Source organism: Streptantibioticus cattleyicolor NRRL 8057 = DSM 46488 (genome assembly GCF_000240165.1).
Taxonomy (GTDB): Bacteria; Actinomycetota; Actinomycetes; order Streptomycetales; family Streptomycetaceae; genus Streptantibioticus; species Streptantibioticus cattleyicolor.
In genome coordinates this window covers 118,290-143,369 of record NC_017586.1, presented here as the reverse complement: position 1 = coordinate 143,369, position 25,080 = coordinate 118,290, and the positions used below count along the sequence as shown (strand labels likewise).

The following is a 25,080-nucleotide window of genomic DNA, read 5'->3' as shown; positions in this document are numbered from 1 at the left end:
GCGGGGCGGGTTCGATGACGAAGACCGTGCAGAGTCGGCGGATCTCGTTGCCGGTCAGCGCAGTCAGCCCGTCCGTGGCGGGCTGCTCGGTGTGTTCACTGGCGGCGACCATGGCGAGCAGGGCGTGGGTGAGCACCGCGAAGCAGTGTCCGGCGCTGCCAGGAAGTCCGGCGCCGAACCTGGTGTTCGTCGAGCCCGGCCAGCCCCTCCGCGACTTGCGCGGCGGCACGATCTCGGGGGAACAGCAGCGATGGAACGCCGGCTCCTCGGCCCGCCGGTGGGATCAGGTGGCTGTTCAGGGCCCAGTCGTGCCGGCGCTGCCCTTGGGTTCCTGACCCGGCCGAGAACCGTTGCCAGGCATGCCGGGGCAGGATGTGATCTCGTCGGCACGCCGCAGCCCGACGGCGGTCCGGCTGCGGAGGCCGCGGCCGATGGCCAGGACGCGGATGAGCATGCCGGCCTCGTCGTGCCGGTCCGGTTCGGTGATCCAAGGCCGCGGGAGGTGGAGCTCCCGGTCGATCACGGCCGTGTCCGCGGGCGCCGGCGGAGGTCGAATGCACCGCGACTCGGGCGTTCTCGATCCGACCGGCGGCGCCGGTGTACTGGCGCCGACCCCGATCGTGCACCGGCCCTTCCTCAGGTCGCCGGTCTCGTCGACCACCAACACGGCGTCGGCGTCGCGGAGGTGGAAGGTGACGTGGTTCCGCAGGTCGTCGTGGACACCCGTCGGTGGTGTCCCAGCTTGCCCGGGCCAGCAGGTGCTGCGTGCCATGCGGGTCCGGGTCATCAGCGTGCCCGGCGATCGACCAGCGGGTCTTGCCGGGCACGTCGGCCGGCAGCCCGAGCAGGACCCATGGACCCATCGGAGCCGCCGCCGGGTCTTCACCCGGGCGAACCGCCCCGCCATCGTGGCGAGCAGTCTGTCGGTCCCGGCTTCCCAGTGGGCAGGGCCCTACCGTGACCAGGTGTTACGGGACAGCCCTTCAGGCGGAGGCGTTTTCAAGAGCCGGGTGTGAGGGGGTTGGCTGGGGTCCGAGGCGGGACAGCAGCTGTACTCGTGAGCTGACCCCCAGTTTGCGGTAGATCCGGGTCAGGTGCTGCTCCACCGTGCTGGTCGTGAGGTAGAGCTTGCTCGCGATCTCCCGGTTGGTCAGGCCTTTTGCCGCGAACTTGGCGACCCTCCGCTCCGCGTCGCTGAGCGCGAGCATGTCGACTTCCGTCTCCTCCAGCACGTCCGGCGCGTCGACCCGCCGAGCGGGTTGTTCCGCGAAGCACGCCTGCCTGATGCTGTTGGTCTTGCGTGCCACTGACCGCGCCCGGCCGGCATCACCAAGTTGGGTGTATGTATCGCGCAGGGCGGCGAGCGCAGTCGCCAACTCGAACTTGTCCCCGCTTCGGTGCAGCACATCCACAGCCTCGCACAGCAGGGGTGGCCGCAGGTGCAGTTCGCGGGTGGCCGCCAGCAGCCGCATGGTGCGTCCGCGCACCCGCAGATGGCTGTCCGTCCCGATGCGCCGCAGCTGCTCGCGAGCGTAGCGCGCGGCCGTCTCGTGGTCCCCGAGTTGCAGGTGAGCGGCGGCCATCTCGGTGCGCCACGGCAGTGTCTCGGTTTGGGCCACCCCCCACTGGTCGAGCAGGTCGGCGACGGCCTGGAAATCGTCGAGGGCGACCTGGGCGAGGCCGCGTTCGACGTAGTGGCGGCCGCGCGCCAGCAGGTAGGACAGGCCGAACGGCGTCTCGAACATCACGTCCGGCACTCGCAGGGCGAGCGTGCGTGCCGCTTCGTCGTGTTTGCCCTGTAGCGTTTGCGCCGTCAGCAGGGTACTCAACGGTTCAGCGGCCATCACGCCCCATTCGGCGACCGGGACGAGTTCGAGCGCGGCGGCCGCCCGGGAGGCCGCGACGCCGAGCGAGCCTCGGCGCAAGGCGATGTCCGCCGCGATCGCGCAGAACAGCGCACGCCAGGTGGGTGCCTGGAGGTCGAGGCAGGTCTGCGTCAGTTCCCGGCACCGCTGCTCGGCTTCCTCCAATCGCTCGGCATACATCATCGTGTGCAACGCGAGAATGAGCGGCAACAGATTGATCTCGGTCAGCGGCTGTTGCCACAGCGCCTCGTCGGCTTGGACCAGGCGTTCCGCGGGTGCCCCCTGGTGGTGGGAGCTCTGGAAGTGTTCGAGCAGTCGATAACCGATAGCGCCCGGAGGCATGATCGGCGTGCCGTTCGTCCTGCTCTCGCCGGCCACGCGCCGGAAGATGCCCGGATAGATGTTGGCCAGCCACATCCGTACCATCTCGAACTCCCATGAGGGCCGGGAGCCCGGCGGCACGTCGGCCGCCAGCCGGGAGAGCACGGAGCAGGCATCCTCCACCCGCCCCTGGATCAGCAGCATGATGATGGGCATCGTCGCGTGCCGGCCCCGAAGCCGACCGCTCAGCATCGCCTCGGTCAGCTCGGACAGATGCCCGACCGAGGCTCGCAGATCGTCCCGCCACCCCGCCCGCAGCAGCAGGGCGAGAATCTCCACCCGACGCCGGCCGTCGGTGTCGACCTGGTACGCGAGCCGCAGCAACTCCGTGGCCCGCCGCGAGTGGCCCTCCTCCAGCGCCTGCTGCGCCCCCTCCACCAGGTTCAGCACGGCCGACGGGTCGTCGAGACGGCCGGAGGCGACGAAGTGCTCCGCGATCGTCAAGGAGTCCGCACCACACGCCTTGAGCAGATCCGCGGCGCGTCGGCTCAGCTCGGAGCGCTCCGTGGCCGAGAAGGCGTTGAGCACGGCGCCGGCCATGATCGGGTGCCGCATCCGGCCGGCCTCCACCAAACCGGTCCGGGTCAGGATCTGCGTGGCGGCAGCGACCCGGTCCGACGCGACGCCGACCAGCCGGTCGAGGAAGGCGAACCGCGACGGCTCACCGATCACCGAGATCGCACCCGCGACCCGCAACGTCACCGGATCGCACCGGCGCAGGACGAGCTGGACCGCCCGCTCGAACTCGGGACCGGTGTTCAGCTCGGTCGGCGGGCCATCGCCGCGGATGGCAGCCCAACTGTCCTCCAGCAACGCATGCAGCAGCAGCAGATTGCCACCGGTGAGCTGGTGTGCCTCCGCGGCCAGTTCCGTCGAAACGGACTGGGGGAGTCGCTCGGTCATGAGTTCCGCGACGCCGCTCGACGACAGTGGAGCCAGCAGCAGCAGTCGCAAGTAGGCATGCTGGTAGAGCTCGGCGCACAGTAGCCGGGAGTTGCTCGGAGACATCTCGATGTCGTCGTCGCGCCAGCCAAGGACGATCAAGATGCGGGCGAGCCCGGCACGGCGGATCAGATAGATCAGCCAATCCTGGGAGAACGCGTCGAGATACTGTGTGTCGTCAATGGCGATCACCACCGGGCTCTGCTCGGCCAACTCCAGGACCGCCGTCGCCAACCCGTCCAACACCCGAGAGCGACTCACCCCGTCGCACGCCGCATCGGCGAGCAACTGGTGGTCGAGCAAACCACGCACGACCACCGCCCTGTCGCGGTCGAAAACCTCACCAGCAAGCAACTGACGCACGATGCCCAAGGAAAGCGAGCTCTCGGTCGGCGCCCCACTCGCCCGGAGCAATCGCGCCCCCGCCCCACGAGCCCGGCCACCGAACTCCTCCATCAACGCTGTCTTACCGGTCCCGACAACCCCCTTGAGCACGACGACCCGCACACCCCCAGCGGCGGACTCGGCAAAAGCTGCAGCCAGCTCAGCGAGCTCGGACTCTCGCTCGATCATGCACGATCCCCTCTCTCATGGAGCGGTTCCTACGTCGCGCGCGCACCGACAGACCGCGCGGAAGAAGGATCGGAAAACCGATGGCCATATCCATGTCTATCCCAGTCGATCACGCCGTTGAACCCGTGAGCTGAATGATGAACCGCCCTGGTTTCGATCTCAGTTGGCGGCTGTGAGCTGGGGGTTCGTGGTTGCTCGGTAGTAGTTTGTTTCGTATTACAGGCGGAATTTGCCCTATTTTACAGACGGAATTTGCCCTATTTCACCGTGGAGCCGACGGTGGTTGTACCAGTCGGCCCACTCGGCGGTGGCGAGTTCGACGTGCGAGAGTGTCGTCCACGGCCGCTGCGGTTTGATGACCTCGGTCTTGAACATGCCGATCGTAGACTTCGTCAGCGCGTTGTCGTACACGTCGCCGACCGAGCCGATCGAGGCTGCGATGCCAGCCGCGTCGAGGTCTTCGGCGAGGCGGAACGAGGTGTATCGCGAACCGGCGTCGGAGCGGTGCACCAACTCGCCGGGGGGCGGCGGACGGCCGTCGCGGTCGCGCTGCCGCGGCTCCATGTCAGGGAGTCCAGGACGAGTCGGGTCTCCTTCGACAGCGACGCGGACCAGCCGCCAACGCGACGTGTGAAGGTGTCCACGACGAACGCGGCATGGACGACGCCCGCCCAGGCCGCGACGTGTGTGAAGTCGGCGACCAGGCGCGGTTCGGAGCCGGGGCGACGGACTCGCGGTCGAGCAGGTCCGGGGCCCGGGCGGCGGCCGGATCCGGCACGGTGGTGATCACCTTCTTGCCGCGGAGGGCGCCGGCGACGCCGAACTCACGCCGGGCGGCGGCCGGGAACGACGACCGTGCGGACCGCGCGCTTGCGCAGCTCGGGCGGGTACATCGAGGGCCGTGCCATGGCTCGGATGCCTTACCCGGAACCGAGTCCCCACCTCACCCGTGGCGGTTCACCGGCCTCGGCCCCGAACTCGTCGCTCACGGCCACGCCTGCCGCGTCACCGACCGGTATCCCGGGGCACCTGGCGGAATGCGTTGATGCTGCCGAGGTGCCGGGCACGCTTGTCCTCGTCCCGCACGCCGAGGCCCTCTTCGGGCGCGAGGCACAGCACGCCGACCTTGCCGTGGTGCGCGTTGCGGTGCACGTCGAGTGCGGCCTGGCCGGTGTCCTCCAGCGCGTAGGACTTCGACAGCGTCGGGTGGATGAGTCCCTTGTCGATCAGCCGGTTGGCTTCCCACGACTCCCGGTAGTTCGCGAAGTGCGATCCGACGATCCGCTTGAGGTTCATCCACAGGTACCGGTTGTCGAACTGGTGCGTGTACCCCGAGGTGGACGCGCAGGTCACGATCGTGCCGCCCTTGCGGGCCGCGTAGACCGAAGCGCCGAACGTCTCCCGGCCCGGGTGCTCGAACACGATGTCCGCGTCGTCGCCGCCGGTCAGTTCCCTGATGCGGGCGCCGAACCGCTGCCATTCCTTCGGATCCTGGGTGTGCTCGTCCCGCCAGAACCGGTACCCCTCGGCGCTGCGGTCGATGACCAGCTCCGCACCGAGGCGGTGGCAGATCTCCGCCTTCTCCGGGCTGGACACGACGCACACCGGGATGCCGCCGCCGTTGAGCACGTATTGCGTGGCGTACGAGCCGAGCCCGCCGGAGGCACCCCAGATCAGGACCACGTCGCCCTGCTTCATGTTCGCACCGTTGCGCGACACCAGCTGCCGGTACGCGGTCGAGTTGACCAGCCCGGGACTTGCCGCCTCCTCCCACGTCAGGTGCGCGGGTTTGGGCATCAGCTGGTTCGCCTTCACCAGGGAGATCTCGGCGAGGCCACCGAAGTTGGTCTCGAAACCCCAGATCCGCTGCTCGGGATCGAGCATCGTGTCGTCGTGGCCCTCGGGGCCTTCCAGCTCGACGCTGAGGCAGTGCGCCACGACCTCGTCGCCGGGCTTCCAGCGGTGCACCCCGGGCCCGGTCCGCAGCACGACACCCGAGGCGTCCGAGCCGACCACGTGGTACGGCAGGTCGTGCCGCTTCGCCAGCGGGGACAGTTTCCCGTAGCGCCGGAGGAACTTGAAGGTCGGCAAGGGCTCGAAGATCGAGGTCCAGACCGTGTTGTAGTTGATCGCGCTCGCCATCACCGCGATCAGCGCCTCACCGGGCCCGAGCTCCGGTGTCGGGACCTCCTCCACGTGCAGCGACTTGCGCGGGTCCTTGTCCGCGCCGGCGATGCCCTCGAACATCTCGGTCTCCTCGGCGTGCACGGTCACGCCGCGGTAGCTCTCCGGCACCCGCAGCCCGGCCAGCGCGCCCGGGTCCCCGGTCACGACGGCCTGCTGGATCTCCTTGAGCTTTGCGTTCGGCACGGCTTTCCTTCCTTCGCTGGTCCGGTTTACGACAGGAGGCCCGCGTCGGCCTCGTCGTCCTCGCCGGCGGCACGTTCACCCGGGCGCCACCAGCCGTTCCCGTTCGCCGGCGGCCGTCCGGCCGCGGAGTCCAGGGGTTGTCACCGGGCCTGCCGAGCCACTCGCGCAGTGCTTCGGCCCACCAAACCGTGTCGACGAACCGGTCGAGCGCCGGCTCTTCGGTCCAGCCGACGACGGCGGGTCCGAAAACGGCCTCCGAATCGGCGACCCCGAGCGCCGCGCAGCGCGGCGGGATCGGTTTCGTGCGGCCAGTGGTGTTCCGGGACGACCGTGTGCCGCGCCCGGTGAGGAACGACCCACGCTGCCTGCGCGGCGGCGACTTTCCCACGCAGTGCAACGGGAAGCCCGTCGAGTTCGGCGTCCGCGCGGGCGTCGACCACGCCCACCCAGCCGGCCCGGGCGGCACGGCCGGGGGACGTTCGCGCCGTGGGGCCGAGCAGAGCCCGGCGCTGCGGCGCGCTGCGAAACGGTCAGGCTCAGTCGCGGTGCGCGGTGGCCAGCGCCTTGCTGCGCCACGGGGCGATGTGCTCCGCGACCATCGCGTTCTTGGCCTCAAGACGCTCGTAAGCGTCACTGCCCACCAGCAGGTGCGAGGGCAGCGTCTCGCCGTCGGTCACCTCGACGATCAGCGCCGCGCCCTTGACCGGGTCCCCGGGCTGGGCGTGGTTGGCCGCGTCGACCCCGTCGCGCACGAGGTGGGCGGGGGTGCCGTCGTAGGCCGCCAGCCGGGCCCCGGAGACCGACATGGAGCTGGCGTCGAAGAGGTCGGTGCGGAACGCCCCGGGCTCGACGACCATGCTCTGGATCCCCAACGGTCCCAGTTCGCGGGCGAGGGCTTCGCTGATACCGGCGACCGCGAACTTCGAGGCGCTGTACAGGCTCACCCCGGGCTCGCCCTCGAACCCCGCCCGGGAGCCGATGTGCACGATCTTGCCCTTTCCAGCGGCACGCATCGTCGGCAGGACCGCTCGCGTCACGTTGATCAAACCGAAGACGTTGACGTCGAACAGCGACCTGGCCTCGGCGTCGGTGACCTCCTCCAGCGCACCCACCAGCACGCGGCCCGCGTTGTTGACCAGCACGTCGATCGTGGAGAACCGATCGACGACCTGCGCGACGGCACGGTCGATCTGGGCCTGGTCGGTGACGTCGAGGGTGACCGGATGGCATCGCTCGGCGCCGCGCAGGTCGTCGGGCAACGCGTCGACACGCCGGGCGCCGACGGCGACGTCGTGTCCCGCCTTCAGGGCGTGCCGGGCCATCTCAGCGCCCAGCCCTCGGGCGGCTCCGGTGATCAACCATGTCGCCATTACGGAAACGTCTCCTTCTGCAGGCATCGGTGCTCGCTGCCGGGCCGCGGTCAACGGCCCGGCGAAGTTCCTTCTTGATCCGGCGGTGTCGCTCGCGGTGGGCGCTGACTGTCCGTCCGACGTCGCCGGGCGACGCCGCGGCCCGCGGGACCGGGTGGCGACGCGCCGGTGCCACAGCCCCGGACCACGAGATCCCCTGGCGGCGTTCGTCTTCCACGGACAGGCGTGTCACGACGGCACGGTCAGGCCCCCCCGGCCACCTCGTCGGCGTACTTGCGGTTCATGTGCTCGAGCGCCGCGCCGGCTGCGATGCGCGCCTCCTCGCGCCGCGCGAGAATCCGGGCCCGGGCGTCGTGGGACGCCTGGGCGTGGGTCGTCCCCGATCCCTGGAAGTGTGGGGCGACCTGACGGGCGACGAGTTCCCACGAGCGCCACTTCGCCGTCGGGTCGGCCCAGTCGTGCGCCAGCAGCAGCACCGTGCCGAACCCGCCGGACTGGTCGACCATGCGCTGGATCTGGCGGCGGACGTCGTCGGCCGTGCCGATCGCGCCCAGGCCCGATTCGTTGACGAACTCGATCAGCTCCCGCGTGCTGCCGTCGGGCAGCGCGAGCCCAGGCGTGGCCGCGTTGTCATTCAGGTGCCTCAACCAGTCCTGCAGCCCGAACTCGACGTCGCGGTAGGCCTGCTCCCGGGTCTCGGCGACGTGCACGTTGGTGACCAGCCGCCAGGTCGCGCGGTCGGGCGCCGGCCGTCCCGCGTGGGCGGCGCGCTCGGTGGCGATCCCCCAGTGGTACGCCAGCGCGTCGAATCCGTCCTGGCTCATGGTCGCCCCGAGCGAGATCAGGCTCGCACCGCGGCTGCCGGCCAGGCGCGCGCCGGTCGGCGACGCCGTCGCGGCCACCGCGATCTCGAAGCACGGCTCGGTGAACGGGCGCAGCTGCAGCGTCGCGTCGACCAGTGTGTGGCTCCCGACCGTCGTGGTGACCGACTCACCGGCGAGCAGCCGCTGGATGACGTCGAGATGGGTCTCGAGGAGCTCGCGGCTCTCAGTGGGGGTCATGCCGATCATGGCGACGTCGGAGGGTAGGGAGCCGGGACCGACCCCGAGCATCACCCGGCCCCGCGTGAGGTGGTCGAGCATCACCATCCGGTCGGCCACCCACAGCGGATGGTGGTACGGGAGCGAGGTCATGCCGGTCCCGAGGCGGATCCGGGTGGTGCGCTCCGCCGCCGCCGCGATGAAGATCTCGGGCGAGGCGATGAGGTCCCGACCGGTCGAGTGGTGCTCGCCGATCCACGCCTCGTCGAACCCCAGCCGATCGAGGTGCGCCATGAAGTCCAGGTCGTGGCGCAGCCACCACGTCGGGCTCTCCCCCAGCGGGTGGATCGGGGGCAGGAACGCACCGAAGCGCAGACTAGTCACGAGTTCTCCACCAGGTCGGCGTCCACATCGGTCACTCGCGGTCGCATCGCGTCCGCACGACGGGCGGTGAACGCGCCGGCGACGAGCCGACGCGGACGGGTGTGCTCGGGCGGGTCGGTCGGCACCTGGCACACGTCCTCGTAGCGCGTGGCCGGCCAACCGGTCGTGCCGTCAGCGAGCCGGAACCGGGTGACCGGCCGGTCCCGTTGCAGCCCGTTCAGCTCCGGCGGGGGATGGAACAGTGATGGCGTGGGCGGAAAACGGGTCAAGACTGGCGCTCGGTCGGCATGAGCCATGAATCAACCTCCGGAAAGCTGCGTGCGCCCCACGGTAGGCTCTGCGACTCGGCGATCCCTCCCCTAGTTTTCCCGGTGAGCCATCCCCTAGTTTTCACAAGACACCTCTGGGGTCTCTGGGGCACACCCTCCCCATGTCCGCGGTCTCCAAGGCGCCCGCCCGCAAGGGCGCCAACGGCTGCCGGCCGCTTCAGGCCCCGCCGACCGGGACCGCTCACGCCGCCGATCCGGGACGCTGCACCTTCACCGAGGTCACCCGGCGACAGGGCTCCCGCGACCCGATGCGTTCGCACTTCGCGGCCCTGCGGGTCCGCACGGCCGGCCACTGCGTCAACCGCCCGCCCCAGGGCCCGGGCCTCGGCCGAACAGGGCTGGCGGGACGGCGTCCTGCCCGTCCTGTGGCTGCTGGTCGAGTGGCCTGCCCGGACGGCAGCCCCCACCGACCACTGGTCCTCGAACCTTCCTGCCGATAACGAGCTGGACGACATCGACTTCGCCGAAGGGGTCGTCCACATCCGGCGGCAGGTCCGACTGGTCGCCGCCAAGCCGTGCTTCGCCCTGCCCAAGGGGAAGAAGGTCCGCGACGTCCCCCTGCCTCCCAGCGTGGCGCTGGCCATCCGGCAGCACGCAGAACTGTTCGCCCCGGTTCCGGTGACCCTGCCGTGGGACGACCCGCGCCCGCCGCAGACGCGGGCGGAAGCCAGGCACCGCCAGCCGCGGACCCACCGCCTGCTGGTGACCACACAGCAGGGCGAGGCCATCAAGCGGAACCACTTCAACGACTCGACGTGGAAACCCGCCCTGGTCAAGGCCGGCGTCATCGCCGTACTGAAAGACCCCGAACGCGGGGGAGCACGCCGCTACACCGCCTCCAGGGAGCACGGCTTCCACACCCTGCGGCACTTCCACGCCTCCGAGCAACGGAGGCCGACGAGTCGATCGTCTCCCTCGCCCAACGGCTCAGCCATGCCACACACTTCCCGCGCACGAGGCTGCGCCGCCATCGGCGTCGTCTCGCGTACTACGGCCGAACCCCCTGACCACTTCCGCGGCGCCTCCACGCCCCCCCCGGCCCACATCACCACAGGGCAGACGGGGCGCGGAGGCGCCGGGTGGTCACATGTTGATCATGTGGCCGGCGAGGCCGTGGATGGCTTCTTGGACGGCTTCGCCGAGGGTGGGGTGGCCATGGATGTTGCGGGCTACTTCGTGGACGGTGAGGTCCCATTTCTGGGCGAGGGTGAGTTCGGGGAGGAGTTCGGTGACTTCGGGGCCGATGAGGTGGGCGCCGAGGAGTTCGCCGTGGCGGGCGTCGCTGAGGATCTTGACGAAGCCGCCGCTGTCGCCGAGGCCGTGGGCCTTGGCGTTGGCGGAGAAGGGGAACTTGGCGACCTGGACGTCGAAGCCCTGTTCGCGGGCCTGGGCCTCGGTCCAGCCGAAGCTGGCGATCTGCGGCTGGCAGTAGGTGGCGCGCGGGATCATCACGTAGTCCAGCTCCATGGTCTCCGCCTCGCCGATGGTCTCGGCGGCGACGACGCCCATCGCCTCGGCGGCGTGGGCGAGCATGAGCTTGGCGGTGACGTCACCGATGGCGAAGATGTGCGGCACGTTGGTGCGGCAGCGGGCGTCCACGTCGATGGCGCCGCGTTCGGTGAGGGCGACACCGGTGCGTTCCAGCCCGTAGCCGGTGATCCGGGGCTGGAAGCCGATCGCCTGGAGGACCTTGTCGGCCTCCAGGACCTGCTGCTGGCCGCCGGTGGAGACCACCACCTGGACCGAACCGCCGCGGTCGTTGATCGCCTCGACCCGGGTGGAGGTGAGGATGTTGATGCCCAACTTGCGGTAGCGCCGGGTGAGTTCGGCGGAGACCTCCGCGTCCTCCAGCGGGACGATCCGGTCCAGGAACTCCACCAGGGTCACCTCGACCCCGTAGTTGCGCAGGACGTAGGCGAACTCGACGCCGATGGCGCCGGCCCCGGCGATGATGATGCTGCGCGGCAGCGTGTCGCTGAGGATCTGCTCCTCGTAGGTGACCACGCGTTCGCTGAGCGAGGTGCCGGGCAGCAGCTTGGTGGTGGCGCCGACGGCGATGACGCAGTGGTCGAAGGAGATCAGCTCGGTGTTGCCGTCGGCCAGCGGGACCTGGATGGTGTGGTCGTCGATGAAGGTGCCGCGCCCGTGGTACTGGGTGATGTTGTTCTTCTTCATCAGGTAGTGCACACCCTTGACGCGGCCGTCGGCCACCTTGCGGCTGCGGATGAACGCCTGGCCGTAGTCGAAGGTGACCGCGCCGTCGACCTGGATGCCGAAGGTCTTGGCCTCCTGGTTGAAGATCTGGGCGAGTTCGGCGTTGCGCAGCAGCGCCTTGGAGGGGATGCACCCCACGTTGAGGCAGACCCCGCCCCAGTACCGCTCCTCGACGATGGCGGTGGTCAGGCCGAGCTGGCTGGCGCGGATCGCGGCGACATACCCGCCCGGGCCCGCCCCGAGGACGACGACGTCATAGTGTGCGCTCATGGACGGCAGCCTAGGGCGGACCGCCCACTCCCGCAGCCTGATCGATCATATTTACTGGGTGATCGCGAGCACACCTCCCCGCCCGGCGGCCCGGCCCCGCCCTGCCCCGCTCCGGCGCTCCGGCATGGCGCCGCGCCCGCCGGGTACCCGTCCGCCCCGGCCCGCCGGCGCCCCGGCCCGGCGGGCGGAACGGAACGTGGCGAGACCGTTGGAGGGCGCGTGCGAGCAGGGCGGCGAGTGGGCGGATGGTGGACGCGGATCCGCGCGGGCTACGAGGAGGGGCAGGACGAGGCGGGCGACGAGCGCCCGTTGACCGGGTACACCGCGCTGCTCGCCGGCTACGCCACGCTGACCGCCGCCGCGACCGCGGCCGTGCTGCGGTGGCGTGGCCGGCCCGCGTCCCGTCCGGCCGCCGGTGACCTCGCGCTGCTCGCGGTGGCCACCTTCCGGATCAGCCGGATGCTGGCCAAGGACTCCGTGATGACCCCGCTGCGCGCCCCGTTCACCACCTACCAGGGCACCGCGGGCCCCGGTGAGGTGATGGAGGCGCCCCGCCCGGGGCCGGTGCGGCACGCCGTGGGTGAGCTGGTGACCTGCCCGTTCTGCCTGACCCAGTGGGTGGCCACGGCGGGGCTGGCCGGGCTCGTGGTGCTGCCCCGTACGACCCGGTGGATCACCGGCGGGATGACCGCCGTCGCGGCGGCCGACGCGCTGCAACTGGCGTACGCCAGGCTCCAGCAGGCGGCCGAGTGACGGCAGGCGGCCGAATGACGGCAACCGGGCCGCCCGCCGCCCCGCTCACGGCAGCGCTCACAACAGCGCTCACGACAACGCCAGCTCCGCCCAGATGACCTTGCCGGTGGCGGTGTACCGGGTGCCCCAGCGGTCGGCGAACTGGGCGACCAGGAAGAGCCCGCGCCCGCCCTCGTCGGTGGTGGCCGCGTACCGCAGGTGCGGGGAGGTGCTGCTGGTGTCGGAGACCTCGCAGATCAGCGCGTGGTCGCGGAGCAGCCGTACGCCGATCGGGCCGGAGGCGTGGCGGATCGCGTTGGTGATCAGCTCGCTGAGGACCAGCTCGGCGGTGAACGCGCTCTCCTCCAGGCCCCACTCGGTCAGCTGACGGGTCACGGCGGCCCGTACCGTGCTCACGGCGGCCGGGTCGGAGGGCACCTCCCAGCGGGCCATCTGGTCCGGGCGCAGCGCCCGGGTACGGGCCACCAGCAGGGCGATGTCGTCGCTGGGGCGCGGCGGCAGCATCGCGTCGAGCACCGCACGGCAGATCTCCTCGGGCGAGCCCCGCGCCGCGGTGAGGGCGGCGCGCAGCATGTCGAGGCCCTCCTCGATGTCCCGGGTGCGGTCCTCGACGAGGCCGTCGGTGTAGAGCACCAGGTGGCTGCCTTCGGGCAGTTCCACCTCGGCCGCCTCGAACGGCATCCCGGACAGCCCCAGCGGGGGGCCGGCGGGCAGGGTCAGGAAGCCCACCGTGCCGTCCGGACGCGTCACCGCGGGTTCGACGTGGCCGGCCCGGGCCATGGTGCAGCGGCGCTCGGCCGGGTCGTAGACGGCGTACAGGCAGGTGGCGCCGGTGACCGGGGGAGCGCCGTCGTCGCCCGCCTCCTCCTGGTCGATCTGGCTGACCAGTTCGTCCAGGTGGCCCAGGAGTTCGTCGGGCGGCAGGTCGAGCGAGGAGAAGTTGCGCACCGCGGTACGCAGCCGCCCCATGGTGGCCGCCGCGTGCAGCCCGTGGCCGACCACGTCCCCGACCACCAGGGCCACCCGGGCGCCGGGCAGCGCGATCACGTCGAACCAGTCGCCGCCGACCCCGGCGCGGGCCGGCAGGTAGCGGTAGGCGACGTCCAGGGCGTGCTGGTCGGGCAGGCCGCGCGGGAGCAGGCTGTGCTGGAGGGTGACCGCCATGGTGTGTTCGCGGGTGTAGCGCCGGGCGTTGTCGATGCAGACCGCGGCCCGGTCGGTCAGTTCCACGGCGAGCGAGAGGTCGTCCTCCTCGAACGGCGCCGGCACCTCGGAGCGGTAGAAGTTGGCCAGCCCCAGCACCACCCCGCGGGCCTGGATCGGGGCGGTGATCAGCGAGTGGATGCCGAAGGCGGCGATCTGCCGGCCGTGTTCGCGGTCCTGGGCGAACCAGTCCGGCTTGGCCCGCAGGTCGGGTTCGAGGACGGCCCGGGCGCTGCCGAATCCGGCGCCCATCGGGGTGGCCGCGCTGAACCGCACCAGGGAGCCGCGCGGATACAGCGGGTGGTCGGGACGGATGCCGCCGACCGCCGCCCGGCACATCTGCTCCTCCTCGCCGGCCCGCGGCTCCTCGCCCTCCAGCACCGACGCCAGCAGATCCACCGTGACGTAGTCGGCGAACCGCGGTACGGCGGCGGCGACCAGCTCGTCGGCGGTGGTGGACACCTCCAGGGTGGTGCCGATCCGCATGCTCGCCTCGTACAGCAGGCGCAGCCGGGTACGGGCCTGCTCGGCGCGGCCGGACAGGGCGCGCAGTTCGGTGGTGTCGCGCAGGGTGGCCACGTAGCCGGGCGGGCCGCCGGCCCGGTCGGTGGGGCGGACGCTCACCGCCAGCAGCCGTTCCCCGGCCGGCACCACCTGGTCGGTGCTGGCCTCGCCGCCGGTCAGCACCTCCGCGGCCCGCCCGGTGAGCCCGAGGGCGGTCACCGGGCGCCCCTCGGCGTCCGGCGGCAGCGCCAGCAGCCGGCGCGCCTCGTCGTTGGCGAGGACCAGCCGCCCCTCGCCGCCCACGATGAGGACGCCCTCGCGCACTGCGTGCAGTACGGCGTCGTGGTGTTCGTACATCCGGGTCATCTCGGCCGGGTCGAGCCCGCGCGTCTGGCGCCGCAGCCGGCGGGTGACCAGGGCGGTGCCGCCGGTGGCGAGGGCGAGCCCCACCGCGGCGGCGCCCAGCAGTATCGGCAACTGACGGTTGACGGCGCCGCTGACCTGGCTGGTGCGGATCCCGGCCGCGACCAGCCCGACCACCCGGCCGTGTGCGCCGGGCACCGGGACGATCGCCTGCACCAGGCGGCCGAGGGTGCCCTGGACGGTCTCGGTGGTCGGCTGCCCGGAGCGGGCCGGGCCCAGGTCGCCGACGAAGCGCCTGCCGATCTCGGCCGGGTTCGGATGGGTGTAGCGGATCCCTCGCGGGTTCATCACGACCAGGAAGTCGACCCCGGCGTCCCGGCGCACCTGCTCGGCGCGGGGCTGGAGGACGGCGGTGGGGTGCGGGGAGGCCAGCGCGGCGGCGGTGCCGGGGGCGTACGCGAAGGACTCGGCCACGGCCAGCGAACGGTTCCGGGCGTTCTCGGTGCTGTCCCGGCCGGCCTGCAGGACCAGGGCGACCGCGCCGGCCACCACGAGCAGCAGCACCACGAAGACCTGGAGGACGAAGACCTGGCCGGCCAGCGAGCGCGGGCTCAGCGGGGACCGGGGGCGCCGCCCGGGGGGCCGGCGCTCCTCGCGTTCCTTGCGCTCCGCGGCCGAGACACGCGGTTGCTCACGCCGACCCCGGCGCCGACCGGTGACTCGCGGGGCCGACAGGGCCCAGGATCGGCCCTGTGGGCGGGCCATACGCCTATACCTACACCGCTCGCCGCGGGGAGGCGAACGGTGCGTGGCGCGGGCGTCGCGCCGGGGCGGCCGGGAACGCCGGAGGGGGCCCGGAGAACCGGGCCCCCTCGGAGGCTGTGACGCGGATCATGGCGGCGGGGCCGGACGGCTGACCGCTCGCCCGATCGGGCGCGTCATCGGATCGGACGGGCCGATCAGTAGTTGTGGTGGGTCTGCCAGTAGGCCCAGGCGGCGTTCGGGCTGCCGTAGCGGGAGTTCATGTAGTCCAGCGCCCACTTGATCTGGGTGGTCGGGTTGGTCCGCCAGTCGGAACCGGCCGAGGCCATCTTGGAGCCCGGCAGGGCCTGCGGCAGGCCGTAGGCGCCGGAGGAGGCGTTGGTGGCGGAGATGTTCCAGCCGCTCTCGTGGGAGATGATCTGGTTGAAGGACGCGAGCTGGTTCGCCGGGACGATCTGCGCAGCGATGGCCTGCGGGGAGGCCGGGGCCGCCGAGGCGGTGGCCGGGACGAGGGCCGCGCCCGCGCCGGCCAGACCGGCGGTGGTGGCGAGCAGGGCGGCGGTGGTACGCAGACGGCTGGTGAACTTGCGCATGGAGAGAGAAGACCTCACGTGGTTGGGGGTCTCCCGCCGAGATGCGGTGGTCCGGGGAGGGACCCGACGCGGTGGCGGGGGCCGACGGCACACGGGAGTTGAGGCGCTCGTCGGGGGGACGGGATCGCGACTGGATTGCCGCGTGTCGTGGTGACACATCCTTGGTAACCCGGTTCGGAACGGGAGCCAAGAGGGCCCGTTACTACCGGCCGCCGTATCACACGCCCTCCAGGCGCCGCGCACCACCCCTCGACGAACGGGTCCACGGGGAGGAAAGCCCAGGTCAGACCCGTACATCCGGAAGTGGCCGGATGTACCGCACGGCGCCACTATGCCGGGTCGTAGGCCCGGTGGGGCCTGTGAGCACGTTCACTCGCGGCCGGGGCCGGATGTGGCCCGGGCCACTGCTTTTCACCCCGTTGGTGTGGCCCGGGCCACATGCCGTGCGGGCGGCGGGAGTTGGGGCGCCGCCAGGACGGCGCCCCGGTCCCGGGGGCGGGTGGCCCGGGTCACATCAGTCCGCCCGGAGGCCGGCGGGCAGCGCGGGCAACGCCTGCCGGGAGGTGTGCCGCGCCCCGAACGCCCAGTCCAGTAGGTGTTCCGCGTCCGGGAAGCGGTTGTTGTCGCCGAGCAGTACGCCCACCACCGTGCGGCCTCCCCGGGTGGCGGCGAAGACCAGGCACAGCCCGGCCGCGGTGCCCGAACCGGTCTTCACGCCGATCGCGCCCGGATAGGAGCCCACCAGGCGGTTGGTGTTGTACCAGGTGTAGACGCGCCCGTCGGTGGCCCGCTGGACGGTGCGCGGGGTGCGTACCAGCGTGCGGAACAGGCTGTTGCCCATCGCGTACCGGGTCAGCCGGACCAGGTCGCGCGGGGAGGCGTGGTTGGTGCCGTGCTGCGATATGCCGTCGAAGGAGTCGAAGTGGGTACGGCGCAGCCCGAGTCGGGCCGCCTCGGCGTTCATCCGGGCGATGAACGAGGCGACCCGGGCGGCGATGGTGCGTCCGCTGCCGAAGGCGTCGGCGAGCGCGTAGGCGGCGTCGCATCCGGAGGGCAGCATCGTGCCGTACAGGAGTTGACGAACCGTCAGCTTGTCGCCGGTGCGCAGATCGGCGGTGCTGGCGCCCATCCGGGCCACGTAGTCGCGGTAGACCCGCTTGACCGTGACGAGCCGGCCGAGCTGCGGATCACGGCGGTCCAGGACGACCAGGGCGGTCATCACCTTGGTGGTGCTGGCCATCGGGCGGGCGGTGTCGGCCCCCTTGTCCCACAACTGGCGTCCGGTGCCGGTGTCCACCAGGACCCCGCCCCGGGCGGAGGTACGCGGCGGGGCGGGGGAGGCGGCGTGGGCACCGGCCGCCGGAACGGTGACCAGGGCGGCGGTGGCGGCCGAGACCACGGCCAGCGCGGCGGCCCGGCGGGCGGCATGGACGCGGCGCGGCGGGCCGGCGCGGTGCGGCGGAGCGGTTCCGGGGGACATGCGACCTCCGTGGGTGACGCGAAGCGGGGACCGGAACGGGCCCGGCGCGGTGGAGCGCGCGGGCCGGGTACCACCATGGCGCGGCACGGCCCGCGCCACCACGGGTAGCGCACCGGTCAGCGGCCCGGCGGCCCGGAACGGCCCGAAATCGCCGGTGTCCGCCCCACCGTCCGCCCCGCCGCCGCGGCCAGCCGGGCGAACGCCACCGCGTCCAGCACCGCCGCCGCCCCGGGGTCGTTGTTGAAGTACACGAAGACGTCGGCGTCGTCCGGCCACTCCCGCGCGATCCGCTCCACCCACGACACCAGCGACCGCCGCCCGTACCGCGGCCACGGCGAGGCGATGCCCACGTGGAAGCGCACGTATCCCCATCCGGCCGTCGGCCACAGCGGGGTTACCGGACGCGCCAGCCGGTCGGCCCAGCACAGCGCGGCCCCCTGGCGCTCCAGCACCGCGCGCACCGGGTGCGTCCACCACGACTCGTGACGCGGCTCCACCGCCACCCGGACCCCGGCCGGGAAGCGCTCCAGGCAGGCGTCGAGGAGACCGGCGTCACCCCGCAGCGTGGGCGGCAGCTGCAACAGCACCGGGCCCAGCCGCGACCCCAGCGGGGCGGCGTGCCGCAGCAGCCGCTCCACCGGTTCCGCCGGATCCCGCAGCCGCTTCATATGGGTCAGGAAACGGCTCGCCTTGACCGCCATCACGAACCCCTCCGGGGTCGTCTCCCGCCAGGCCGCGAAGGTCTCGGGGGAGGGCAGGCGGTAGAAGGCGTTGTTGTTCTCCACGGTGGCGAACCGCCGGGCGTACTCCGCCAGCCACGCGCGCTGCGGCACGTCGGGCGGGTAGAGCACGCCACGCCAGTCCTTGTACTGCCACCCCGAGGTTCCGACGAGCAGGGGCATGCCCGATCCCTGCCCGCGCGGGGGAGCGGGCACCGGCCGGCGGACCGGAAATCGTCGGCATGGGGCAGCGCCGCCCGCCGGACGGCAGGTCAGCCGCCGGTCGCCGTCCGCGTACCGGTGGGCCGGGTGAGCCCCGACAGGTCGCGCACCACCGTGTGGTTGCGGTCGGCGATCGTGCCCAGCGTGTAGTGCGGCCAGACCCCGAAGTACTCGGCGCGGCTGCGCTGGCTCCACCGGCGGGCCAGGTCGGAGCGGGTCTTGTGGAAGGTGACCTGGTAGCCGCCGGTGTACAGCCGCACCAGGGTGTAGCCGCCGGGGTACTCCTTGACGGCGCCCACCTCCAGGAACTCCACCCGTCCCGCGTCGTCGGCGAAGGTGCGCTTGTTGCGGTGGGTGTGGCCGCTGTGGTGCAGGAAGACCCCGGGGGTGCGCCGGTAGAGCGCCTCCAGCCGGCGGGCCTGGTGCTGGTCGAGGTCGAAGGAGGGGCCGGCCGCCGTGGTGACCGCCGACTCGTACGTCACCGGGTGGTGGCCGAAGAGCAGCGTGGGCCGCTCCTTGTCGTGCCGCAGCCGCCGGGCCAGCTCGGCGAACTGCGCCTCCTCCAGGGTGCCGCCGGGCGCGTCCAGGGTGGTGGTGTCCAGCCCGATCAGCCGCAGGCCGCCCACCTCGTGCTCGGTGAGCGCCTGCCGCCGGTAGGTGAACACGTCCCCCCAGCAGTCGTGGTGGTCGGCGGCGCCGGAGACCGGGGTGCACCCGGCGTACGCGTCCCCCACGTGCGGCCGGTCGTGGTTGCCCCGGGCCACGAAGTAATCGGTGCCCAACGTCCCCCACCCGTCGAGGAGTTGGCGTACCCGTGCCACGTCGGCGGGTCTCGCCTCGGAGGTCAGGTCGCCGGCCACCACGAGGACGTCGGCGCCGCGGTCGGGCCGGCGCAGGTCCTCCAGCATCGCGCCGAGCATCACCTCCGGGTACGGCGGCAGCCCCGGGTCCTGCTGGAACGAGGGCGGCCAGGCGCCGTGGACGATGCCGCTGGTCTGCTCGCCGATGTGGGTGTCGTTGGCCAGCGCGATGGTGAACAGCGGCCTGCCGGGCGGCGGTTGGAGGGTGGTGAAGACCCCGGGCAGGTCCATCGAGCCGCCGCTGCCGGGGAACTGCAATGACGACTGCTGGGCCGGCCGGCCCGCGGTACGCGCCTCGAAGGCGTAGGTGCGCCCGGGCTCCAGGCCGTGCACCTCCGCGTAGTGGAACGCGGTGGGCCCGTCCTCGTGGAGGACGGTACGCAGCGAGGCTGGGTTGCCCGGGTCGCCGAGGAGCAGCTCGGTGTCGCCGGGGACGGGGGCGGGGGCGCCGTAGCGGTCCCGCTCGGTGCGCGAGCCGCTGAACCAGGTGATCACCACGCTGGTGTCGGTGACGGTGACCACGTCGAGGTCGGTGACGAGCAGCGCGTCCGGTGCGGTGGCGTGCGCGGCGGGCGCGGCGCCCAGTGCGGTGGTGGCCACCGCCGCCAGACCGGTCCACAGCAGGGCCTGGCGGCGGGACGGAGGGCAGCAGTCCATGTCCGCAGAGTATGCGCCCGGCGACGGAACGCCAGGGGGTGCGCGGGTTCCGTCCGGAAGAACACCCGGCCACGTCCGCCGCGTTCCGGTCACCCCGCCGGGGCGGCGTAGCAGCGCACCGTCACCGTGCGGCCGGAACCCCACACCTGGTCGGCGGAGGCGGTACGGATCCAGCCGAGCCGTTCGTAGAGCGCCACCGCGGCGGTGTCGGTGGACACCACGTCCAGGACCGGATGGAGGCCGACGCGCCGGGCCTCGCGTACCGCCTGGTCGAGCAGGAGCGCGCCGAGGCCCGCGCCACGGGCCGCCGGGTCGACGAAGAGGCGGCCGACCAGTGCGGTGGCCGCGGGGTCTGCGCCCCCGTACGCGCCCCACGCCTCGGCCGCGGCGTCGCCGGGGCCGCCACGGGTCAGCGCGGCGTGGCCGGCGACGCCGGTACCCGTTCCGGCCACCCAGGCGGCCAGCAACTGGGGCGGGCGCAGCCACGCCACCGGGTCCGCGGGCCACTCCACGGGGTAGCCGTCGTGTTCGTGGACGGCGCGCAGGGCACGGGCGCAGCCGTCGAGGTCGGCGTCGCGGCGGCGACGGACGCGCGGGGCCAGGGGGTTGCCGGTCATGGCGGCATCGAAGCACACGGCGTGCCGGACGGTCACCCCGGCTCAACCGCCTGCCGTCAGGGCCCGGGTGACCACGGCCCCGGCGGTCGGCAGGGAGTCGTGGCCGACTGCCCCGCCGTCCGGCTCAGCCGCCTGCCGTGAGGACTCGGGCGATCACGGCCTCGGCGGTCTCCAGCGCGGTGGACAGCGCCGCCTGCGACGCGGCCGGCAGGGAGCCGTGGCCGAGGCCGCAGGCGTCCACGGTGTCGGTCAGCTCCTTGAGCTGATGCTCCGTCATAAATACGGCGCAGCCGGGGTGTCCGAGTACCTCGCGGGCCGCGTAGCCGTCGCGGCGGCCGGTGGTGCGGTCGAGGAGGTCGTGGGCGAGGTCGCGGGCGCCGGGGTGGCCGGTGCCGCCGCTGACGTCGACGGCGGTGAGGGCGAGGCGGGTGGCGAAGACCGTCAGGCGGGGCGGCAGGTCGAGCCGGCGGCAGGCGTCGAGCGCGGCGTCGGCGTCCGCGGCGGCGGGGTGGCCGTCCGCCCGCCGGCACAGCGCGGCCAGGCACGCGGTCACCGCGGCCTCCCACGGCTCGCCCGCGACCGTCCGCCCCACCAGCGCCAGCGCGCCCTCGGCGTCGCCTGCGAGCACCCGGCAGACCACCGCCACCTGGCGTCCCTCCGACATCCGCGCCCCCACCGCGCCCTGCCGCCGCAGCCGGGCCTCCGCGTCCTGCCAGCGGCCCAAGCCGATCAGCGCGCGCACGGCGTCGGCGAGCCGGACCCCGGACAGCCAGCGCACCACCGCGTCGTGGTCACCCTCGGTCGCGGTCAGCTCCGCGGCCGGCAGCGCCACCCCGTCGACCTCGGTGGGCCGGCCGGTGGCGACCGCCTCGTACACCGCGTCCAGCAGTCGCACGGCGTGCGCGGCGGCGCCGTCCCGCACCTGTAACCGGCCGAGGTTGACCAGCGGTTCGAGCGCCTGGCGCGCGGTGGCGGCGGACAGCGGGACGGCCCGCAGGTAGACCTCGGCGTGCCGCCGGCACCAGGCCCGGGCCAGCTCCGGCAGCCCCACGTCCGAGGCGAGCAGCGCGGCCTGGTTGTGCACGGCGGACGCCAGCGGCAGGCTGTCGTCCCGGTCCGCGGCCTCCGCGAGCGCGCACAGCTCGTCCGTCCGCATCCGCAGCGGCGGGCAGTTGGGGCGGGGCCGGGCGACGAGCGGGAATCGGCGGAGCGTGTCGGCGAAGATCTCCACGCGCGGCAGGCTAGTGTCGCCGCCGACCGCCCGGGCGGCGGACGCCCCGGCATCCCCCTTTCTCCTGACTTCACCGCGATCCGGCCCCGCCGGGGCGGAGGTGTTGCTACAGTGCGCCGCTCCGACGCGGTGGGGGATCAGTCGACCGGCCAGGTGTGCACCGGCACGTTGAGGTGCATGTACTCCATGTAGTCGGCGGTCACCCGGCGCAGCGCCTGGTGGACGCCGAGGTTGAACCGGTCGTCGACGGCGTGGAACGCCTCGGCCTGCCAGGTGGCGCCGTTGCGTCCGGTGACGCACCGCTGCTCCACGATGCCGAGCATCGGCTCGCGCCAGTCGGCGTCCACCCCGGCCCGTTCCAGCCCCTGGTGGGCCAGGGGCAGCAGGCGGCGCAGCACGAGTTCGGGGGCGGGCACCTCGCCCATCCCCGGCCAGTACAGCCGCGCGTCGATGCCGTACCGGGCCGCGGCGTGCAGGTTGTCGCGGGCGGCGGCGAACGACATCCGCGACCACACCGGGCGTTCCTCCTCCGCCAGCGCGCGCACCAGCCCGTAGTAGAAGGCGCCGTTGGCGGTCACGTCGGCCATGGTGGGGCCGGCCGGCAGCACCCGGTTCTCCACCCGCAGGTGCGGAACGCCGTGCACCACGTCGTACACCGGGCGGTTCCAGCGGTAGACGGTGCCGTTGTGCAAGGTGAGTTCGGACAGCGCGGGGGTGTCGCCGTCCTGGAGGGTGCGCAGCGGATCGTCCTCGTCGCAGATGGGCAGCAGGGCGGGGAAGTAGCGCACGTTCTCCTCGAACAGGTCGAAGACGGAGGTGATCCAGCGCTCGCCGAACCACACCCGGGGGCGCACGCCCTGCTCCTTCAGCTCCACCGCGCGGGTGTCGGTGGCCTGCTCGAAGAGGGGGATCCGGGTCTCCCGCCACAGCTCCTTGCCGAACAGGAAGGGCGAGTTGGCGGCGAGCGCCACCTGGACCCCGGCGATCGCCTGGGCGGCGTTCCAGCAGGCGGCGAACTCCAGTGGGGCCACCTGGAGATGGAACTGGGTGCTGGTGCAGGCGGCCTCCGGGGTGATGCTCTCCGCCCAGGTGCGCAGCCGGTCCGGACCGTCGATGGCGATCCGCAGGTCCTCGCCCCGGGCGGCGAAGACCTGCTGGTTGAGCAGGTGGTAGCGGGGGTTCTCGGAGAGCGCGGTGATCCCGACGTCCTGCTGCCGCAGGGTCGGCAGGATGCCCACCATGATCAGGTGCACCCCGAGCGCGGCGGCCCGCGCCTCGGCGTGGTTGAGGGCGGCGCGCACCTCGCGTTCCCAGTCGCCCGGTCCGCCGGCGGTCAGGGTGCGCGGCGGGATGTCGACCTCCAGGTTGAACCGGCCCAGCTCGGTCGACCACGCCGGGTCGGCGATGGCCCGCAGCACCTCGGTGTTGCGCATGGCGGGCTCGGCGTCGTCGTCCACCAGGTTGAGCTCCAGCTCCAGCCCGACCTGCGGGTGCTCCTGGTCGAACCGGACGCCGCGCAGCATGAGCGCCAGGGCGTCCAGGCAGGCGCGCATCTTCTCCCGGTACCGGCGGCGGTCGTCGCGGGTGAAGTCGAGCCGGGGGACCTCTCGTCCCATCGCCCCTCCCGAGTCTCCTCGGTGGCGGCCCCTCTCGTGTCCTTGCGTCCAGCGTCCCACGCCGGGCCGCCGACGGCCACGGAGGTGGCGGGGCCGCGCCGTCCGCGGGCGACAGGCGGACGGCGCGGCCGGTCCCGTCCGGGCGCTAGGCCCGGCTCCGGTCAGGCGTCGTGCGGGGTACGCGTCGAGCGGCGGTTGCGTACCGCCAGGCCCACCCCGGTCAGCCCGAGCGCCAGCGCCCCGGCGCCGACGCCCATCTCGGTGACCGTCGGCCGCCCCGCGTCGCCGTGTGCCGCGGGGGCGGCGGTGACGGTGAGCCGGCGGGTCTTGACCACCCGGCCGTGGTGGCTGACCACGGTGACCGGGTAGCTGCCCGGGCGCAGTCCGGTGCGGACCCGGGCGACGCCGATGTAGCGCGGGTCGTCCCCGTCGGCGCCCTTGCTGTCGTCCAGGCGCAGCTTGAGCGGCGCGGTGAAGGCGGGGGAGGTGGCCACCAGCCGCTCGTCCTCACCGGCGTCCGGGTAGCGGTCCCGCCACACCACGCCGATCCGGCCGCCGGAGCGGACCTTGGCGTCCGGACCGTCACCCGGGCCGTTGCCCGGCGCGTAGAACGACGGGCCACGGGTCACGCCGCGGTAGTCGGGGTCGCCCGGGCGGGCCGCCCGCACGGTGAGCCGCACCGACTTGATCACTCCGTGCGGACCGGAGAGCACGAAGGCGTAGGTGCCGTCCTTGACACCGGCCGGCAACTGCGGACGGGCGCTGAACGCCCGGGGGTTGTAGAAGTCCGTGGTCTTGTCGTGCACCAGGCGCACCGGCTTCGCCAGTGCCCGGGAGGAGACGGTGAAGTCCCGCCCGGTCTCGCCCGGGTACAGGTCGTCGAAGCCGGCCCACAGCCGCTCGCCCGGGCGGGCCACGGTGTCGGAGGCCCGTACCGCGAACGACGGCCGCTGCGAACGCACCACCTGTATCTGGTCGTGGCCCACCACCCGGCCGCCCACCGCGACGTTCACCCGGTACCAGCCGGGCTTGTCGGTCATCGGCAGCGCCACCAGCGCGTCCCAGCCCGAGCCGTACGCGTCGCTGTGCCAGCGCAGCCGCACCGGGCCGTGGAACGCCGGTGACGAGGCGGTCACGCCGTGCGAGCCCGCCTTGTGGCCGACGCCGTCCAGCGCGATGTCCACCAGTTCGCCCGGCCTGGCGTCGAGGTTGCCGTTGAGGATCACCACCGGCTTGTCCCGTTCCGGCGCGGTCGGCGCGGCCAGTGCCGTCCCCGCCGGAACCATGCCGCACAGCAGCCCCGCGCTCCCCACGGCCAACGCCGCTTTGCCCCACTTCATGGCCCAACCCCCTGTCCCCCGGCGGCTTCCGTGCCATGACCGGGGAGCCCACGACGCCCGTGCCGGGGCTCAGTCGACCATGGAGACGTAATTGGCGCCGGGTTGGTTCGTCGTGCGCCTGTAGGGAGATAAATCACACCACTGATGCGCGGTACGCCCTGGGGCGCGCGCGCCCTTCTCGTTTAGGGTGGACCGACCCAACCGGGTGCAAATCGGAAAAGTGCGAGTGACGTGCCCGGGGCGCCGCCCCGGCCGTGCCGTCCGCCGGCCCCGAGGCCGGTGCGCGGGGCGGTCCTCGGCACCGACGCGGCATGCGGCGCCCCCCGACAGGCGGGCGCACCCGGTTCCCCGACCAGGCCTCCGTGCCCGTCCGCCCGTGTCATCCGCACCCCTCGCCGGTCCGCCCGAAGGCGACCGGCTCC

The 25,080-nt window shown here is 72.7% G+C and carries 18 protein-coding genes; 2 read left to right on the top strand and 16 right to left on the bottom strand.

Translation table 11 applies throughout. From position 1 onward, the window contains the following. The first annotated feature begins 14 nt into the window (after positions 1–14). Complete coding sequence (locus SCATT_RS38405) at positions 15–335, top strand: hypothetical protein (RefSeq protein ID WP_157894796.1); 321 nt, start codon at positions 15–17, stop codon at positions 333–335. A gap of 648 nt (positions 336–983) precedes the next feature. On the opposite strand, the gene SCATT_RS00580 is transcribed toward SCATT_RS38405, so the two are convergent. From SCATT_RS00580 to lpdA, 7 genes are all read right to left on the bottom strand, one after another. Beyond that, positions 984–3,761, bottom strand: a complete 2,778-nt coding sequence (locus SCATT_RS00580; RefSeq protein WP_014140903.1) for a helix-turn-helix transcriptional regulator — start codon at positions 3,759–3,761, stop codon at positions 984–986. Between the two features lie 234 nt (positions 3,762–3,995). Beyond that, positions 3,996–4,325, bottom strand: a complete 330-nt coding sequence (locus SCATT_RS35620) for an integrase core domain-containing protein (RefSeq protein ID WP_014140901.1) — start codon at positions 4,323–4,325, stop codon at positions 3,996–3,998. A 441-nt stretch (positions 4,326–4,766) separates the two neighbouring features. Beyond that, positions 4,767–6,107: a crotonyl-CoA carboxylase/reductase gene (gene ccrA, locus SCATT_RS00570; protein WP_197541058.1), complete on the bottom strand. Its 1,341-nt coding sequence runs from the start codon at positions 6,105–6,107 to the stop codon at positions 4,767–4,769. Between the two features lie 560 nt (positions 6,108–6,667). Then, positions 6,668–7,501 (bottom strand): SDR family oxidoreductase, encoded by an 834-nt coding sequence (locus SCATT_RS00565; protein WP_014140897.1) that lies wholly within the window; start codon positions 7,499–7,501, stop codon positions 6,668–6,670. A 242-nt stretch (positions 7,502–7,743) separates the two neighbouring features. Then, positions 7,744–8,925 (bottom strand): LLM class flavin-dependent oxidoreductase, encoded by a 1,182-nt coding sequence (locus tag SCATT_RS00560; protein ID WP_014140896.1) that lies wholly within the window; start codon positions 8,923–8,925, stop codon positions 7,744–7,746. Beyond that, entirely contained in the window at positions 8,922–9,221 is a 300-nt protein-coding gene (locus SCATT_RS00555; RefSeq protein ID WP_157894795.1) for a hypothetical protein, read from the bottom strand. The genes SCATT_RS00560 and SCATT_RS00555 overlap by 4 nt, the downstream gene beginning before the upstream one ends. Before the next feature lie 1,116 nt (positions 9,222–10,337). After that, a complete protein-coding gene (gene lpdA / locus SCATT_RS00550) occupies positions 10,338–11,738 on the bottom strand; it encodes a dihydrolipoyl dehydrogenase (RefSeq protein WP_014140894.1) in 1,401 nt (466 codons plus the stop codon). Positions 11,739–11,957: 219 nt separating this feature from the next. Between lpdA and SCATT_RS00545 the strand changes: the two genes are divergently transcribed. Next, a complete protein-coding gene (locus tag SCATT_RS00545; RefSeq protein ID WP_239013326.1) occupies positions 11,958–12,491 on the top strand; it encodes a DUF1360 domain-containing protein in 534 nt (177 codons plus the stop codon). A gap of 69 nt (positions 12,492–12,560) precedes the next feature. Here the strand turns inward: SCATT_RS00545 and SCATT_RS00540 are convergent, their stop codons facing one another. The 9 genes from SCATT_RS00540 to SCATT_RS00500 all read right to left on the bottom strand — a co-directional run bounded on the left by SCATT_RS00540 (position 12,561) and on the right by SCATT_RS00500 (position 24,658). Beyond that, positions 12,561–15,326, bottom strand: coding sequence for a SpoIIE family protein phosphatase/ATP-binding protein (locus SCATT_RS00540; protein WP_014140892.1), 2,766 nt, complete (start codon positions 15,324–15,326; stop codon positions 12,561–12,563). Between the two features lie 194 nt (positions 15,327–15,520). Next, entirely contained in the window at positions 15,521–15,916 is a 396-nt protein-coding gene (locus SCATT_RS00535; RefSeq protein WP_014140891.1) for an aggregation-promoting factor C-terminal-like domain-containing protein, read from the bottom strand. A 514-nt stretch (positions 15,917–16,430) separates the two neighbouring features. After that, positions 16,431–17,396, bottom strand: coding sequence for a D-alanyl-D-alanine carboxypeptidase family protein (locus SCATT_RS00530; RefSeq protein WP_014140890.1), 966 nt, complete (start codon positions 17,394–17,396; stop codon positions 16,431–16,433). A 116-nt stretch (positions 17,397–17,512) separates the two neighbouring features. After that, positions 17,513–18,298 carry a DUF72 domain-containing protein gene (locus tag SCATT_RS00525; RefSeq protein ID WP_014140889.1) on the bottom strand — a complete coding sequence of 262 codons (786 nt, stop codon included), beginning with the start codon at positions 18,296–18,298 and terminating at the stop codon, positions 17,513–17,515. Between the two features lie 89 nt (positions 18,299–18,387). Next, the gene (locus tag SCATT_RS00520) at positions 18,388–19,854 is read right to left on the bottom strand and encodes a metallophosphoesterase family protein (RefSeq protein WP_014140888.1); all 1,467 of its coding nucleotides are present in this window, start codon (positions 19,852–19,854) and stop codon (positions 18,388–18,390) included. Between the two features lie 89 nt (positions 19,855–19,943). Continuing rightward, a complete protein-coding gene (locus SCATT_RS00515) occupies positions 19,944–20,471 on the bottom strand; it encodes a GNAT family N-acetyltransferase (RefSeq protein WP_202446576.1) in 528 nt (175 codons plus the stop codon). Positions 20,472–20,595: 124 nt separating this feature from the next. Continuing rightward, a complete protein-coding gene (locus SCATT_RS00510) occupies positions 20,596–21,702 on the bottom strand; it encodes a hypothetical protein (RefSeq protein WP_014140886.1) in 1,107 nt (368 codons plus the stop codon). Between the two features lie 137 nt (positions 21,703–21,839). Further along, positions 21,840–23,318 carry a glutamate--cysteine ligase family protein gene (locus SCATT_RS00505; protein WP_014627221.1) on the bottom strand — a complete coding sequence of 493 codons (1,479 nt, stop codon included), beginning with the start codon at positions 23,316–23,318 and terminating at the stop codon, positions 21,840–21,842. Between the two features lie 161 nt (positions 23,319–23,479). After that, a complete protein-coding gene (locus SCATT_RS00500; RefSeq protein WP_014140884.1) occupies positions 23,480–24,658 on the bottom strand; it encodes a hypothetical protein in 1,179 nt (392 codons plus the stop codon). Positions 24,659–25,080: the final 422 nt, after the last annotated feature.

Bases quoted from the DNA above. Each gene is read 5' to 3' on its own strand.
- SCATT_RS38405 (WP_157894796.1), top strand. From the start codon at position 15: ATGACGAAGACCGTGCAGAGTCGGCGGATCTCGTTGCCGGTCAGCGCA.
- SCATT_RS00580 (WP_014140903.1), bottom strand. From the start codon at position 3,761: ATGATCGAGCGAGAGTCCGAGCTCGCTGAGCTGGCTGCAGCTTTTGCC.
- SCATT_RS35620 (WP_014140901.1), bottom strand. From the start codon at position 4,325: ATGGAGCCGCGGCAGCGCGACCGCGACGGCCGTCCGCCGCCCCCCGGC.
- SCATT_RS00565 (WP_014140897.1), bottom strand. From the start codon at position 7,501: ATGGCGACATGGTTGATCACCGGAGCCGCCCGAGGGCTGGGCGCTGAG.
- SCATT_RS00555 (WP_157894795.1), bottom strand. From the start codon at position 9,221: ATGGCTCATGCCGACCGAGCGCCAGTCTTGACCCGTTTTCCGCCCACG.
- lpdA (WP_014140894.1), bottom strand. From the start codon at position 11,738: ATGAGCGCACACTATGACGTCGTCGTCCTCGGGGCGGGCCCGGGCGGG.
- SCATT_RS00540 (WP_014140892.1), bottom strand. From the start codon at position 15,326: ATGGCCCGCCCACAGGGCCGATCCTGGGCCCTGTCGGCCCCGCGAGTC.
- SCATT_RS00535 (WP_014140891.1), bottom strand. From the start codon at position 15,916: ATGCGCAAGTTCACCAGCCGTCTGCGTACCACCGCCGCCCTGCTCGCC.
- SCATT_RS00530 (WP_014140890.1), bottom strand. From the start codon at position 17,396: ATGTCCCCCGGAACCGCTCCGCCGCACCGCGCCGGCCCGCCGCGCCGC.
- SCATT_RS00525 (WP_014140889.1), bottom strand. From the start codon at position 18,298: ATGCCCCTGCTCGTCGGAACCTCGGGGTGGCAGTACAAGGACTGGCGT.
- SCATT_RS00520 (WP_014140888.1), bottom strand. From the start codon at position 19,854: ATGGACTGCTGCCCTCCGTCCCGCCGCCAGGCCCTGCTGTGGACCGGT.
- SCATT_RS00515 (WP_202446576.1), bottom strand. From the start codon at position 20,471: ATGACCGGCAACCCCCTGGCCCCGCGCGTCCGTCGCCGCCGCGACGCC.
- SCATT_RS00505 (WP_014627221.1), bottom strand. From the start codon at position 23,318: ATGGGACGAGAGGTCCCCCGGCTCGACTTCACCCGCGACGACCGCCGC.
- SCATT_RS00500 (WP_014140884.1), bottom strand. From the start codon at position 24,658: ATGAAGTGGGGCAAAGCGGCGTTGGCCGTGGGGAGCGCGGGGCTGCTG.